This is a genomic window from Microvirga arvi (assembly GCF_016892765.1).
Lineage (GTDB): Bacteria > Pseudomonadota > Alphaproteobacteria > Rhizobiales > Beijerinckiaceae > Microvirga > Microvirga arvi.
On sequence record NZ_JAFEMD010000017.1, the window covers coordinates 32,764 to 45,597 of the forward strand.

Sequence of the window (12,834 nt, forward strand, 5' to 3'; positions counted from 1 at the left end):
CCTTGACGGTGAGAGCGAGTCGTGTCCAGGGCGGCGTCGAGGATGAGCCGCCTCTCAAGCGGCATCCGCCATTTCGTCCTCATCCACAACCTGCCGAACCGGCGCAGGCCGGGGCTTCGGGCTGCGCGGACGGGAAGGCTGGCGCTTCTTGCCTTTGGCCGGCTTCGCCTGCCCGCCGAAGCCGCTCCACCAGGCCTGCCAGCTCCAGGCTCCAGGCCCGGTGAGAGCGTAGAAGAGAAGTCCGGCGAGGACGCCGAGATGAGACAGGAACACGGCCTGCTCGGCTTGGCGGGTGAGACCGCCATACTCCCAGAACCGATGCAGGGTTCCGGTCGTGACCACCAGAGCGGCAATCAGTGCGGAGGCGCTGAGGCGAGGCGCAAGGCCGAGAACCAGGGCCAGCGGTCCGAAGACCTCCGCCAGGACTATCAGGGTGGCCACCACATCCCCGTAGGGCACGCCCTTCATCGTCAAAGTGGCGGCGAAGCCGGAGATGTTGGCGATCCGCCCGATGGCAGCGGGCAGGAAGCAGCCTGCCAGCAGAAGGCGGTTGAGCAGCAAGACTCCGTTGACGCCCGTGCCCTTGAACTCACCCATGCCCCTGCCCTCCAGCCTTGCGTTCCGCCGAGAATCGGCCGTCTGCGTGCATGAGCATTTGAAGCAGATGTTCTTAACCTGTGCTTAGCAGGACCAGCGCATCGTGAGGAAAAGTGGCCCCGGTTTTCCGCATCAACGATGCGCCGTCTTAGAGATTGAGCATCGGATGGATCCCAAAAGTGCAAATCCACTTTTGGGTCCGATGCTCTAGCGATCCACTGGTCTTTACAGCTTGAGATTTCGTTCCCGCAGCATGCTCTCCCAGCGCAGGGAATGCTCCACGATGGTGGCGAGATCGTCATGGCGCGGCTGCCACCCCAGACGGGAGCGGATCCGGGTCGAATCCGCCACGATAGCCACCGGGTCGCCAGCTCTCCGAGGGGCAACGCGAGCATTCACGGGCTTTCCGGAGACTTGGCGGACCGTCTCGATGACCTCCGAGACGGAGTAGCCGTGCCCATAGCCGCAATTCACGACCATGCTCTCGCCGCTCGTGTCGAGGTGGTTCAGGGCGAGCATATGCGCTGCGATCAGATCGGTGACATGAATGTAGTCCCTGATGCAGGTTCCATCCGGCGTCGGGTAATCCGTGCCGAAGATTTCCATGTGGGACCGCATGCCGAGCGCCGTCTGGATCGCGACCTTGATGAGATGGGTGGCATTCGCGGTCGACTGCCCGTGGCGCATGGCGGGATCCGATCCGGCAACGTTGAAATACCGCAGCACCACGTAGCGCATGTCATGGGCAGCCGCGACGTCGCGCAGCATGACTTCCGTCAGCTGCTTCGAGCTGCCATAAGGCGAAAGTGGCGCCAGAGGGGCATCCTCGCCGATAGGCTTGTCGGATGTGTTGCCGTAAACGGCTGCCGTCGACGAGAAGACAAACTTTTTGACCCCGGCAGCCACGGCGGCAGCCATCAGAGACCGGCTCTTGACGGTGTTGTTCAGATAATAGCCGAGAGGGTCGACGACGGATTCCGGCACGACAAGTTTGGCGGCGAAATGGGCGATGGCCTCGATGCGGTACGTCTGCAGAGTCCGCAGGACAAGCTCGAAATCGCCGACATCGCCGACCACAAGAGGCACTCCTTCGGGAAGAGCCCATCGAAAGCCCGTCGACAGGTTGTCGAACACCACGGGCTGGTGGCCTGCGTCGAGCAGGGCCAGAACCATGTGGCCGCCGATATACCCTGCTCCACCGGTGACGAGAACGTTCATGGGATCTCCTGCCGCGGCATACTCAACTTTTTGTCATGTTGGCTCTATTGGCTCTGGATTTCCAGATCAAGCCGGTGCGGATAAGCGTTAGAATAGCCTGTCAGCCGTGGACGGATGCAGAATGGACGATCGCAAGGAATATTGGTGGGTTCGCTATGAGGCCATGATTCAGCCCGCCGAGGTCGGCTTCGTGGGCGGAATTCCCATCAGCTTTCGCTTCATCGGGATGACGGGCAGCATTCCGGCCGCATCGGCCGAATTGATCGAGCGTCTGCCCTCGCCTCCCGTTCCGGTGATCGGCCCTCAGACCGAGCCATCGTCGCCGCAGCCCCAGGCTTCGCCGCAGCGACGCGGTTCGTGGCTGTGGTTCATCGGCATCCTTCTCCTGATCCTCGTCGCCCAATGCTCAGGACAGCTCTTCGACATGATCAAGTGAAGCGGAGCAGATGCTCAAGCTTGGCCATAATTCCTAAGCCTTGCACTGAAGGCCTTCGACCCATTCGAGGTAGAGCCGATACTTCAACAGCATTAGCCTACATCGCCACAATGAACAGGTTAACTCGGAATTGCATCAGCAATACAAAATTGCTCCATTCCTGATTTGAGAAAATGCCTATTTAATCTTGGGCAATCAAGCAGCTATCGCAGAGGAAATAGCCTGATGCTCATGAATTCAAACGAGGCGGGATCCGGTGCCGCCTTGAGGATTGGAATGGACCGTCCGCCCACCCGGCGACGGCGCCAGCTCGGATCGATTCCAAAGCGGCTCTGAACAGTGCCGCAGCGATAGCGGCAAAGCACGACAACTGGCGATCATCGCATCTTCAGCCTCCGGACGAAGTTCCGGTGACGATGACGCTCGCCAAACCCCAGCTCGACTTATTCAAGTAAGGAATTCCGAAAATGGCGTTCATCACCGTCGAAGGCCCTTCAACCAATCCCGTAGAAGAACTGGCCGCCGCTGAAAATGTCGCGAGGATCAAAGATGCCATCGCGAAAGCCAATGCGGAGTACCTGAAAAACCCGTTGGCGGGTCAGGTAGAGGTTCAACTCGGCGCGGGAACATGGGTTGTCACGGGAGACAAGGCAGACGCCTCGACAGGCGCCATTGAACTCCTCTCGGGGGTCAAGCTGACAGGGACCGGCGACCGCGAGACGGTGATCAAGCTCGAGAACAACTTTGATGCGAGAATCAACGGCATCGTTCGGACTGATCTTGCGACTGTCGAGAATGTCACCATCAGCAATCTCGTCATCGACGGAAACCGCGACAACAACATCGGACACCAAGCCGGGTTCATCTGCGGGGTGAAAGCAGATTCTGGGAATACGCAGACCAACATCACGATCGATGATATAGAGGTGATGAACTGCACGGCGTACGGGATTAATCCGCACGAAGTCACCTATAACATGACGGTCACGAATTCCGTTGCCCACAACAACGGGCTTGACGGCTTCGTGGCCGATGGGGTCGTCGGCGGCGTCTACGCGAACAACGAATCCTACAGCAACGATCGTCACGGCTTCAACATTCAGAACGCCTCGACCAACATCACTCTCGAGAACAACGTTGCCCACCACAATGGCCTGGGCGCAACCGGAGGCGCCGGCATTGTCGTTCAGCGCGGCGATATCCAGCGCGGGACAGAGGCTGAGATCGCCCATGTCACAAACGTCCAGATCATCGGAGGCGACTATTATGCCAACACCCGCGAGGGTATCCTGGTCAAGCTGTCCGACAATGTGACCATCAGCGGAGCCGAGATTCACGACAACATGCGCCAAGGCGTACGCATCGAGGGCTCCGACAACACGATCCTCAAGGGAAGTTTCATCTCGAACAATTCGCAGGAGCTCAAAGGCTTTTACGATGAAGTCCAGATCCGTCTGCGTGAGGATTACCCGGATGGCAACCCTGACAACAACCCTGCGACCAATCCCATCAAGAATTATTATTCAGACGGCACGCAGATCCTGAACAACGTCATCAACCCGGAGAATGCGCGCTTCGCAATCCGTGAGGAGCCCACGAACACCGCCGGAGGACCAACCGGAACGGTGATTGCAGGTAATATGACCGGCGGCATTGCAACCGATGGTCCCGACACGCTCACCGGCTCCGCTGGCGTCGATACGATGGCCGGCGGTAAAGGCGACGACACCTATATCGTCAACAAGGACGGAGACGTCGTCACCGAGAAGCCGAACGAAGGTACTGATCATGTCTTCGCTTCGGCCAAGCACACCCTTGAAGCCAACGTAGAAAATCTGACATTGACGGGCGCCGCCGCCATCAACGGCTACGGAAACGAGCTCAATAACGTTTTAACTGGTAACGCTGCTGCTAACAATCTTGAGGGCTTTGGCGGAGCAGACACGATCTATGGCGGTGGAGGAACCGACACGCTGCAGGGCGGCGATGGCAACGACGTCTATATCGTCGACGACGCTGTTGATCTCATCGTAGAGAAAGCCAATGGCGGTTTGGGCGGCTACGATCAAGTCTTTGCCAGCGTCAGTTATGCGCTCTCGGCTCAAGTCGAAGAGCTTACGCTGACGGGAACGGCCAACCTGACTGCGGTCGGAAATAGCGGCACAAATACGTTGAACGGCAATGCCGGGCACAACGTCCTCGATGGCGGCGGCGGCGGCGACAAAATGAGGGGTGGGCTGGGCAACGACATTTACTATGTCGATCACACTCAAGATGTCGTAACGGAAGCGGCTGGAGAAGGGACTGATACCATCATCAGCTCCATCTCCGTCTCCGTTGCCAGCCCCCTGGCTGCCAATGTGGAGAACCTCTGGCTGCTCGACCCTGCCAACCCTGGCGATCCTTTAGCAAAATGGGCCATCGAGGGCGCAGGAAATCAGCTCAGCAACACCATCGTGGGCAACAGCGCAGGAAACAAGCTGTACGGCTATGGGGGTGACGATACCATGATAGGCGGCGCCGGCAACGATACGTTGGACGGCGGCGAAGGAAGCGATATCGCTCAGTACTCCGGCAACCGTGCGAGCTACACGATTGCTGGGCTCCTTGCGAACCGGACCGTCGCCGGTGGAACTGAGGGCACGGACACTCTGCTGAACATTGATGTTCTGCAGTTTGCAGATGGACGTCTTGTTGGCGACACGTGGGTTCCGACCCCGGTTCCTGCTGCTCCTCCGGTCAGCACGAGCAATCCGGTCGTCAGCCGCACCGGCAACGCCCGATCCGAAACGCTCAACGGCCGGGACAACATCGACGACATCATCAAGGGCCAAGGTGGCAACGATACGATCAAGGGTCGCGGGGGCAACGACAGGCTCAATGGCGGCACCGGCAACGACAAGGTCTATGGCGAGAGCGGCGACGATCGTGTCAACGGCGATAGCGGCAATGACTATGTTCATGGCGGATCCGGCAACGACTGGGCCAGCGGCGGCACCGGAAACGACAGGGTCTATGGCAGCTCCGGGAACGACCGGGTGTATGGCAGCTCCGGGAACGACACCGTCGACGGCGGGTCCGGCAACGACTGGGTCTATGGCGACAGCGGCAACGACAGGGTCTATGGCGGTCTTGGCGATGACGTGGTCAATGGCGGAGCCGGCAACGATCGCCTTTATGGCAACGCGGGCAGCGATGCTTTCGTGTTCAACGCAAGGCTCGGGACTGCCTCGACCGACCGCAAGGTGAGCTTCGACACGATCGTCGACTTCAAGGTCAGGGACGACAGCTTCCTGCTCGACAACGCCGTGTTCAAGAAGCTCGGCAGCGGGACGGTGGCCAATCCGACCCAGCTGGACGCCGAGTTCTTCGTCACCGGCACCAAGGCGAAGGAGCGGGACGACTACCTGATCTACAACAAGAAGACGGGCGTGCTCTCCTATGACGCAGATGGCTCCGGCAAGGGTCAGGCAGTGGAGTTCGCCCAGCTGTCGAAGAACCTCGCCCTCACCTACAAGGACTTCTTCGTCTTCTGACACCATCCCGCTCAAAGAGCCCCGGCCGAAAGGTCCGGGGCTCTTCTCGTTCTGCGATTGAACTCCAATCGCTCCCCTGTTCGGGGACGCAAGCCTGCCGATCGCATTTGAGTGATCGGCGGACAGGTGACAAGCTACATCGACACCTATAAAGACGAGGCAGTTTCACATCAAAAAAAACAGAATACTCTATTCTACATCTGAAAGATGATAATATGGCTGCCCGCGGAGCCCTTGACCTGATCGGCCTCACCCCCCTTGTCGAGGTCACGAACCTCGACACCGGCCCGTGCCGGCTCTTCCTCAAGCTCGAGAGCGCCAATCCCAGCGGCTCCATCAAGGATCGCCCGGCCCGTGCCATGATCGAGGCAGCTGAAGCTGACGGGCGACTGAAGCCCGGCGGCACCATCGTCGAGGCGACGGCCGGCAACACCGGCGTCGGGCTGGCGCTGGTCGGTGCCACCAAGGGCTATCGGACATTGCTCGTGGTGCCGGACAAGATGTCCCGGGAGAAGGTCCTGCATGCCAAGGCGCTGGGCGCCGAGGTGGTCATCACCCGCTCCGATGTCGGCAAGGGCCACCCGGATTATTACCAGGACCTCGCTCAGGCGATCACCAACAAGACGCCTGGTGCCGTCTACATCAACCAATTCGAGAACCCGGCCAACCCAGCGGCCCATGAGGCGAGCACCGGCCCCGAGATCCTGGAAGGAATGGGCGGTGACGTCGACGCCGTCGTGGTCGGCGTCGGCTCCGGTGGCACGCTCACGGGTGTCGGGCGCTACCTCAAAAAGGCCTCGCCCAAGACCGCCATGGTGCTGGCCGATCCGGCCGGCTCGATCCTTGCGCCACTGGTCGAGACGGGCCGGATGACGGAGGCCGGCTCCTGGGCGGTGGAGGGCATCGGCGAGGATTTCGTGCCGCCGAACTGCGATCTTTCCCTAGTGAAGAAGGCCTATTCCATCACCGACAAGGAGAGCTTCTCCGCAGCGCGCGAGCTCCTGCGCAAGGAAGGTATCCTGGCGGGCTCCTCCTCCGGTACGCTTCTGGCCGCCGCCCTGCGTTACTGTCGCGAACAGACGGAACCAAAGCGGGTCGTCACGCTCGTTTGCGACACGGGCGCCAAGTACCTCTCGAAGGTGTTCAACGATGCCTTCATCGCGCAGGAAGGCTGGCTCGACCGCAAGGTGACCGGCACGGCGCGCGACGTGGTGATCAACCCCTTCGGCGAGGGTGCGACCATCTTTGTCTCGCCCAACGAGACGCTGCGCTCCGCCTTTGCGCGCATGCGTTCCTCCGACGTCTCGCAGCTGCCGGTCATCGAGAATGGTCGGGTGGTCGGCCTCATCGACGAGAGCGACATCCTCGATGCGCTTGTGGCCAACGAGAGCGCACCTCAGAGCGTGTTCAACAAGCCCGTGCGCGACGTGATGGTGACACGCCTGCAGACCATCTCTGCAAAGGCTCCAGTCAAGGAGCTTCTTCCCCTCTTTGCCGCCGGCCTCGTGCCGGTGATCATGGATGGCGACGCCTTCGTCGGTCTTGCCACCCGCATCGACCTCATCAACTTCTTCCGGATCCAAGCTCCATGACCGCCCGCAACCAGCTCGATTTCGCCACCCGCTGCATCCATGCAGGCCAGTCGCCCGATCCCACGACGGGCGCGGTGATGATGCCGATCTACGCCACCTCGACTTTCGCGCAGGAGAGCCCCGGCGTTCACAAGGGTTTCGAATATGCCCGCTCGCAGAACCCGACCCGCATGGCCTTCGAGCGCTGCATCGCCGACCTCGAAAGCGGCTCCGCGGCCTTCGCTTTCTCGTCGGGCCTTGCCGCGAGCGCAACCGTGCTCGACATGCTGGAGCATGGCTCGCACATCGTCGCCTCGGACGATCTCTATGGCGGCACGCGCCGCCTTTTCGAGCGCGTGCGCAGGAAGTCTGCAGGGCTCGACATCTCTTATGTCGATCTCGGCGATCCCGATGCGGTGAAGGCGGCTTTGCGCCCCAACACCAAACTCGTCTGGGTCGAGACGCCGACCAATCCGCTCCTGAAGCTCGCCGATCTCGAAGCCATTGCCGCGGCAGTTCGCGGGCACGGCACATGGCTTGTCGCCGACAACACCTTTGCCAGTCCCTGGGTCCAGCGACCGCTCGAATTCGGCTTCGACATCGTGGTGCATTCGACCACGAAATACCTCAACGGCCATTCCGACATGGTCGGCGGCGTGGTGATCGTCGGTCAGAATCAGGAAGTCCGAGAGAAGATCGCCTTCCTGCAGAATGCGGTCGGCTCCGTGTCAGGTCCGTTCGACAGCTTCCTGGCCCTGCGCGGCCTGAAAACCCTGTCGCTGCGCATGGAGCGGCACTGCACCTCGGCCCTCAAGATCGCCCAATTCCTCGAATCTCATCCGGGCGTGGACGGCGTGATCTATCCGGGCCTCGCCTCGCATCCGCAGCATGAATTGGCCAAACGCCAGATGCGCGGCTTCGGCGGCATCATAACCGCCCGCATCAAGGGCGGGCTCGATGGCGCGACGCGCGTCCTGGAGCGCTGCCAGCTCTTCACGCTGGCCGAGAGCTTAGGGGGCGTGGAAAGCCTCATCGAGCATCCGGCGATCATGACCCATGCCTCGGTGCCGCCGGAGGTGCGAGCCGAGCTCGGCATCGATGACGGTCTCGTGCGCCTGTCGGTCGGCATCGAGGATGCACACGACCTGATCGAGGATCTGCGCTCCGCCTTGGCGTAAAGACTTCCGAATCGCAGTTCCGCGGGACGAAACACAATCCTGCTCCTGCCTGTCGTCACCGGCCTTATGCCGGTAATCGCGATTGGCAAGGCGCAACGCTCTTCCCGATCAGGATGGCCGGAACCGATCCCCAGATCACGTTCGGGACGGCTATGGCGCTGATATGCCGATCCATCGATGTCAAAGAGCCAGCGCCTTGGGGCCCGCAGCCTGAGCTGCGAGCCTTGCGGGGAGATCGAGGGTGGCGCGTCGGGCAGCCCGGCTCGATGATGTGTGGTGAAAGGGAAGAGCCGGACTGCTCGTCACGCGCGGTTTGTTTCAGCGGACCTGGATCGAAGCCAGGATCGGCCACCCGCGATCACAGGTGTGCGAGACCTGCGGCGGGACCGCTCCCTGCCCCACTCTTGCGACGCCTCGCGAGCGCGCCCCTCGAGGGCGGGGATAGGGAATGATATAGCCCAGCTTAGGACGATTGTCAAGAACAAAGTGAGAACGCACAACCTGCCCTCTCCCCTGTGCGGGAGAGGGTGGCCCTCGCGTCAGCGAGGGTCGGGAGAGGGGCGGTGCGAGACCGATGACGTCCCCTCTCCCGGCTCACTTTCGTTCGCCACCCTCCCCCGCAAAGGGGGGAGGGAACGCCCGCACCCCGTCATGGCCGTCCTTGGACTTGATCCGGGGATCGTCCCGGTGATGACGGAGCGGGTGTCAGGACCGGGGCAGCCTCAGAACCGAGAGGGATCAGAACTGGGGTGTCATTCCCGGAAGGACGCGCAAGCGGAAGGGAAGGGAATCCATAGCGCTGAGCATGGAGTGAATCTCCTTCTCTCGCTGCGCTCACCGGGGATGACGCCTGGCCTTACGCAACCGGCGAGAAGCGTCCGACGAGCTGATGCCGGTCACCGGGATAGGTGATGCGCGCCTCGGTGACGAATGCGCCCGCCTGCCAGGTGCGCCGCTCCAGCATGAGGCAGGCCGTTCCCGTCTGGATCTGAAGCCGCTTGGCCATGGTGCTGTCCGCATTGACCGCACGGACGATATGCTCCGCATCCGTCCATGGCACGCGCCGCAGGAGCCAAGTCCCGGGCGGATCGTCCTTGAACGGCTCCCTGTCCGCTTCGGGCACGGTCGCGAGGTTGATCAGGCGCTGCTCGAAAGCCTGTGGCACATCATCCATCACGTGAAGCGTCGAGAGGCAGAGCATCTCCGTCCCCGCCGGCAATCCCGTGCGCTGCGCGCCCGCGGCATCGATGGACTCGATGGAGCGGTGTACGATCTTGAAGCGATACTCAAGCCCGGCCCGCGCGGCCTCGAGGGCGAAATCCTGGATCTGCAGCACGGCCTGCTGGCTGCTCGGCTCCGCCACGACCGTCCCTGCACGGCGGCGGCGCGTGACGAGGCCGTTGGCGGCAAGCGTCGAGAGCACCTTGTTCACCGTCATCCGTGAGCAGCCGTATTCGGCCATCAGCTCGTGCTCGAAGGGAATGCGGTGACCCGGCACCCATTCGCCGGACATGATCTTGGCCTCGATATCGTCGCGGATACGCTGATGCAGATGCTTCATGCCGACAGGATCTTCTCTCATGCCAGGATGCGAGCCATGGCGCGCGCATAGCGGGCGCGGATGGTGTCACGGTTCACATGCCGGCCGCTCCTTACCACAGGCTTGCCTGCGACGAACACGGTATCGAGAGCGGATTTGCCGGTCACGAACACATATGCGTCGAGCCAGCGGTCGCCGGAGATGCCGGCAAGATCGGGATGGTCCGCATCGAGCACCACGAGGTCGGCGCGATGCCCTGCGGCGATCGCGCCGATCCGCCGCCCGAGAGCCTGGGCTCCGCCGGTCAGCGCCTTCTCGTAGAGGCTGCGCCCCGTCGACTGCCCCTCGTGCTCGGCCAGGACATTGCGGGCGCGGTGCTTGAGGCGCTGGCTGTACTCGAACTGCTTGAGCTCACCCGGTGCCGAAATCTCGATATTGGAATCAGACCCGACGCCGAAGCGGCCTCCTGCTGCGAGGTAATCCACACCCTCGAAGATGCCGTCGCCGAGATTGGCTTCGGTGATCGGGCACAGGCCTGCCACGGCGCCGCTCGTGGCGATGCCCTTCACCTCCTGCGGGTCGAGATGCGTGGCGTGGATCAGGCACCAGCGTCGATCCACAGGCGCATGGTCGAGCAGCCACGCCACCGGACGCTGCCCCGACCAGGCGAGGCAATCCTCGACCTCCTTCACCTGCTCGGCAATGTGGATGTGGATGGGCCCCTCACCCGCCATGGCGGCGACCTCGCTCAGGTTCTCGGGCGTCACCGCGCGCAGGCTGTGCGGCGCGATGCCGACGACGGCATCGTCGAGACCGGCCACGGCCTTGCGTGCGCCTTCCACCAGGCGTGAATAACCCTCGACATCGTTGATGAAGCGCCGCTGCCCCTCAGAGGGCGCAGCACCGCCGAAGCCGCCTTGCGCGTAGAAAACGGGCAGGAGGGTCAAGCCCATGCCCGTGTCCCGAGCCGCGGCCGCAATGCGTCCGGAGAGCTCGGCCATGTCGGCATAGGGGCGGCCCTGCGCATCGTGGTGAAGATAATGGAACTCGGCAAGCGCCGTGAACCCGCCTTCCAGCATCTCCATCATGGCGAAGGCCGCAACGGCCTCGACGTCGTCGGGCGTAAGAGAGCCAAGGAAGCGGTACATCACCTGCCGCCATGTCCAGAAGCTGTCCCCTTCCGGTCCGCGGGTTTCCGCCAGTCCCGCCATACCGCGCTGGAAGGTGTGGCTGTGCAGGTTGGGGAGTCCGGGAAGTGCGATTCCGGCAATCCGCTCGCGGCCCTCGGCGGAAGCCCCCGCATGCACGGCGGCAATCGTCCCGCCCTCGATGTCCACCCCGACATTCCGGGCCCAGCCGTGGGCAAGGAAGGCATGATCGAGAATGAGCCTGCGCATCGCTGAAACCCTTGCAAAGCGGCCTTGAGGGTTGGCAGCCGCCAAAAAGCCACGTCACCGCTCGACCATCAGAACCGATCGAATACGTCTAGACAATACCGATTGTTCGCGATTATGTATAGACATTATCGCAACCTCAGCGGAGCAGGAACATGCGCTTCGACCGGGTATGGCACAACGCTCGCCTCGCCACGCTAGCCGGGAACGATCTCGGGATCGTCGAGAACGGCGCCGTTGCATCGAAGGATGGTCGCATCGCCTTTGCCGGACCGGCCCAAGACCTCCCGATCGGCTGGGATGCGACCGAGCGGATCGACTGCGAAGGCCGCTGGATCACTCCCGGGCTCGTCGACTGTCACACCCACCTCGTCTATGGCGGCGACCGGGCGCATGAATTCGAATTGCGCCTGAAGGGCGCGAGCTACGAGGAGATCGCCCGGGCCGGCGGCGGAATCGTCTCCACCGTCAAAGCCACCCGCGCCGCGAGCGAGGACGAACTCGTGGCCACTGCCCTGCCCCGCCTCGACCATCTCATCGCCGAGGGCTGCACCACCATCGAGATCAAGTCGGGCTACGGGCTTGATCTAGAGACGGAAGCCCGATCCTTGCGCGCCGCGCGCCGCCTGGCGAGCGAGCGTCCCGTCTCCGTGACCACCACCTTCCTCGGCGCCCACGCCCTGCCGCCGGAAGCCAGCGGCGACAAGGATGCCTTCATCGACAAGGTCTGCACCGAGATGCTGCCGGTCTTGGCCCAGGAGGGCTTGGTCGATGCGGTCGACGCCTTCTGCGAGGGCATCGCCTTTTCGCCTGCGCAGACCGCCCGCGTGTTCGATGCGGCCAAGGCGCTGGGGCTGGAACTCAAGCTCCATGCCGATCAGCTCTCCAATCTGCACGGCGCGAAGCTCGCCGCTGAATACGGCGCTCTCTCGGCGGATCACCTTGAATATACGGATGAGGACGGTGCTGCGGCGATGGCAAAGGCGGGTACGGTGGCGGTGCTGCTTCCGGGCGCCTTCTACATGCTGCGCGAAACGAAGGTGCCGCCGATTGCTGCCTTCCGGAAAGCCGGCACGCGGATGGCGCTCGCCACCGATTGCAATCCCGGCACGTCGCCGCTCACCTCGCTCCTGCTCACCGTGAACATGGGCGCGACGCTGTTCCGCCTGACCGTCGAGGAATGCATCGCCGGCGTGACGCGCGAGGCGGCCCGTGCGCTCGGACGACTCGATGAGATCGGCACGCTGGAACCCGGCAAGTCCTGCGATCTCGCGATCTGGAATATCGAGCGCCCGGCGGAGCTCGTCTACCGCATCGGCTTCAACCCGCTTCACGCCCGTGTCTGGAGGGGACAGTGACCAAAG

At 62.5% G+C, this 12,834-nt stretch carries 9 protein-coding genes; 5 read left to right on the plus strand and 4 right to left on the minus strand.

Features of this window, described 5'->3' with window-relative positions; genetic code table 11:
* Window positions 1-54: 54 nt before the first annotated feature.
* Window positions 55-597 carry a DoxX family protein gene (locus tag ILT44_RS12565; RefSeq protein ID WP_204239929.1) on the minus strand — a complete coding sequence of 181 codons (543 nt, stop codon included), beginning with the start codon at window positions 595-597 and terminating at the stop codon, window positions 55-57.
* Window positions 598-822: 225 nt separating this feature from the next.
* Window positions 823-1,815 (minus strand): UDP-glucose 4-epimerase GalE, encoded by a 993-nt coding sequence (gene galE / locus ILT44_RS12570; RefSeq protein ID WP_204239930.1) that lies wholly within the window; start codon window positions 1,813-1,815, stop codon window positions 823-825.
* Window positions 1,816-1,936: 121 nt separating this feature from the next.
* Here galE and ILT44_RS12575 point away from each other — a divergent pair, with 121 nt between their 5' ends.
* From ILT44_RS12575 to ILT44_RS12590, 4 genes are all read left to right on the plus strand, one after another.
* Window positions 1,937-2,251, plus strand: a complete 315-nt coding sequence (locus ILT44_RS12575) for a hypothetical protein (protein ID WP_204239931.1) — start codon at window positions 1,937-1,939, stop codon at window positions 2,249-2,251.
* 467 nt (window positions 2,252-2,718) lie between these two features.
* Window positions 2,719-5,787: a right-handed parallel beta-helix repeat-containing protein gene (locus tag ILT44_RS12580; protein WP_204239932.1), complete on the plus strand. Its 3,069-nt coding sequence runs from the start codon at window positions 2,719-2,721 to the stop codon at window positions 5,785-5,787.
* Between the two features lie 215 nt (window positions 5,788-6,002).
* Complete coding sequence (locus tag ILT44_RS12585) at window positions 6,003-7,379, plus strand: pyridoxal-phosphate dependent enzyme (RefSeq protein ID WP_204239933.1); 1,377 nt, start codon at window positions 6,003-6,005, stop codon at window positions 7,377-7,379.
* Window positions 7,376-8,536 carry a cystathionine gamma-synthase gene (locus tag ILT44_RS12590; RefSeq protein ID WP_204239934.1) on the plus strand — a complete coding sequence of 387 codons (1,161 nt, stop codon included), beginning with the start codon at window positions 7,376-7,378 and terminating at the stop codon, window positions 8,534-8,536. Before ILT44_RS12585 ends, ILT44_RS12590 begins: the two co-directional genes overlap by 4 nt.
* 856 nt (window positions 8,537-9,392) lie before the next feature.
* Here the strand turns inward: ILT44_RS12590 and hutC are convergent.
* Both hutC and ILT44_RS12600 read right to left on the minus strand, forming a co-directional pair.
* A complete protein-coding gene (gene hutC, locus ILT44_RS12595; RefSeq protein WP_204239935.1) occupies window positions 9,393-10,097 on the minus strand; it encodes a histidine utilization transcriptional repressor HutC in 705 nt (234 codons plus the stop codon).
* Window positions 10,098-10,114: 17 nt separating this feature from the next.
* Complete coding sequence (locus ILT44_RS12600) at window positions 10,115-11,473, minus strand: formimidoylglutamate deiminase (RefSeq protein WP_204239936.1); 1,359 nt, start codon at window positions 11,471-11,473, stop codon at window positions 10,115-10,117.
* Between the two features lie 152 nt (window positions 11,474-11,625).
* Here ILT44_RS12600 and hutI point away from each other — a divergent pair, with 152 nt between their 5' ends.
* Window positions 11,626-12,828, plus strand: a complete 1,203-nt coding sequence (gene hutI, locus ILT44_RS12605; protein WP_204239937.1) for an imidazolonepropionase — start codon at window positions 11,626-11,628, stop codon at window positions 12,826-12,828.
* Window positions 12,829-12,834 lie beyond the last annotated feature (6 nt).

What these genes read in the sequence shown, in the direction of transcription:
- ILT44_RS12580 (WP_204239932.1), top strand. Translation starts at nt 2,719, where the DNA reads ATGGCGTTCATCACCGTCGAAGGCCCTTCAACCAATCCCGTAGAAGAA.
- ILT44_RS12585 (WP_204239933.1), top strand. Translation starts at nt 6,003, where the DNA reads ATGGCTGCCCGCGGAGCCCTTGACCTGATCGGCCTCACCCCCCTTGTC.
- hutI (WP_204239937.1), top strand. Translation starts at nt 11,626, where the DNA reads ATGCGCTTCGACCGGGTATGGCACAACGCTCGCCTCGCCACGCTAGCC.
- ILT44_RS12575 (WP_204239931.1), top strand. Translation starts at nt 1,937, where the DNA reads ATGGACGATCGCAAGGAATATTGGTGGGTTCGCTATGAGGCCATGATT.
- ILT44_RS12600 (WP_204239936.1), bottom strand. Translation starts at nt 11,473, where the DNA reads ATGCGCAGGCTCATTCTCGATCATGCCTTCCTTGCCCACGGCTGGGCC.
- galE (WP_204239930.1), bottom strand. Translation starts at nt 1,815, where the DNA reads ATGAACGTTCTCGTCACCGGTGGAGCAGGGTATATCGGCGGCCACATG.
- ILT44_RS12565 (WP_204239929.1), bottom strand. Translation starts at nt 597, where the DNA reads ATGGGTGAGTTCAAGGGCACGGGCGTCAACGGAGTCTTGCTGCTCAAC.
- ILT44_RS12590 (WP_204239934.1), top strand. Translation starts at nt 7,376, where the DNA reads ATGACCGCCCGCAACCAGCTCGATTTCGCCACCCGCTGCATCCATGCA.
- hutC (WP_204239935.1), bottom strand. Translation starts at nt 10,097, where the DNA reads ATGAAGCATCTGCATCAGCGTATCCGCGACGATATCGAGGCCAAGATC.